The sequence below is a fragment of the Nocardia sp. NPDC006982 genome (assembly GCF_042869435.1).
Classification (GTDB): Bacteria; Actinomycetota; Actinomycetes; order Mycobacteriales; family Mycobacteriaceae; genus Nocardia.
Genome location: NZ_JBIAFV010000085.1, coordinates 1 through 1,579, shown reverse-complemented (window position 1 = coordinate 1,579; position 1,579 = coordinate 1). Strand labels below are relative to the sequence as shown.

Genomic DNA, 1,579 nt, shown 5'->3' with positions numbered 1-1,579 from the left:
AACGCCCGCGCCCGCCCCTGGATCTGGGGCCGACCCACCCCGAAACCAAGGACCCTACGCCGCCGTTTTATCTACCACCTTTAAGGAACACAGCATTAGCACGACAGTTGTATTTCGTTGTGTGGCAGGATGGTTGATCCTGCGGTAGCTTGTTCGGCTGTGCTGGATGATGTTGTGGCCGAGGATGTTTCGGCGTGGCGTGTGGCGTTCGATGATATGTTCGCCGGGGTTGCGGGGATGTTCTATCGGGCTGAGTCGCGGGGGTGGGCGCGGTCGTATCTGACGGGGTTGCTGGCGCCGGTGGAGCGCAAGAACTCCTGGCAGTTGGCCGATGCTGCGGGTGTGGTGGGCCCGGACGGTTTGCAGCATTTCCTGAACCGGTCGCGGTGGGGCGCCGATGAGCTGCGGGATCGGCTGCGGGGGTATGTGGCAGGGGCATTGGCTTGCCCGGATGGTGTTCTGGTCGTGGACGAGACGGGATTTCTCAAGAAGGGGGTGAAGTCGGCTGGTGTGCAGCGGCAGTATTCCGGCACGGCGGGGCGTGTGGAGAATTGTCAGCTCGGGGTGTTTCTGGCCTATGCCGGAAAGGCAGGGCGGGCGCTGATCGATCGCGAGCTCTACCTACCCGAGGCTTGGATCAGCGATCGAGATCGTTGCATCGAAGCGGGAATACCCGAGAACCGTTGCAGCCAAGGGATTTTGACGAAACCACGGTTAGCGGAGGCGATGATTGCCCGCGCTCTGGACGCGGAAGTAACCGCCGGGTGGATCGCCGCGGATGCCGCCTACGGGCGCGATGGGCGCTTCCGGGCCTTTTGTGAGACCCGTCGGCTGTCCTATGTCCTCGAGGTGCCGGTGCGGCAGACGGTGCACGATCTGGACGGCCGTCGCCGCGTGGACACCCTCGTCAGCCGCGCGCCCGAAGATGCCTGGCATCGGGTCTCGACAGGGCTCGGCGAGCGCGGCGAACGCGAATATGATTGGGCCTGGGCCACGCTGCCATCTTTCGGTGACCTCCCGGCCGGGTTCGCGCGGACCCTGCTTGCTCGCCGCAGTCTGGACGACCCTGCCGATATCGCCTACTACCTGTGTTTTCACCCCGCCACGATCACCCGTGAGCAGGTCCTCGCCGTGGCCGGGGCCAGATGGGCGGTCGAGGAATGTTTCCAAGCCGCCAAGGACCAATGCGGCCTGGACCACTACCAAGTCCGCAAATGGGAACCCTGGTACCGCCACATCACCCTGGCCATGCTCGCACACGCCTTCCTCGCCGTCACCGCCGCCACCGACCCAAAAGCCCACGCGGGCTGGGCCGAATCACAGTCGCCGACATCCGCCGTCTCCTGGCGATAATCCTGCACCCCGCCCGCACCCTCACCCACGCACTCGCCGCCTGCAACTGGCGACGCCGACACCAAGCACACGCGCGGCAGCTGCGACATCAACGAAACCGATTATGAAACAACGAAATACAACTGTCGTGCTAGTACTCCAGCCGCACTTAGTTATGTTGTGCGGTATCGTGTTTCGTTGTGTCGGTTGATGGGGATCTGGCTGCGTGGGTGGCTGGGTTGGATGA

At 63.7% G+C, this 1,579-nt stretch carries 1 protein-coding gene; it reads left to right on the top strand.

Going from position 1 to position 1,579, the window contains the following annotated elements; genetic code table 11:
• The first annotated feature begins 159 nt into the window (after nucleotides 1–159).
• Complete coding sequence (locus ACFYOW_RS49595) at nucleotides 160–1,353, top strand: IS701 family transposase (protein WP_387299172.1); 1,194 nt, start codon at nucleotides 160–162, stop codon at nucleotides 1,351–1,353.
• Nucleotides 1,354–1,579: the final 226 nt, after the last annotated feature.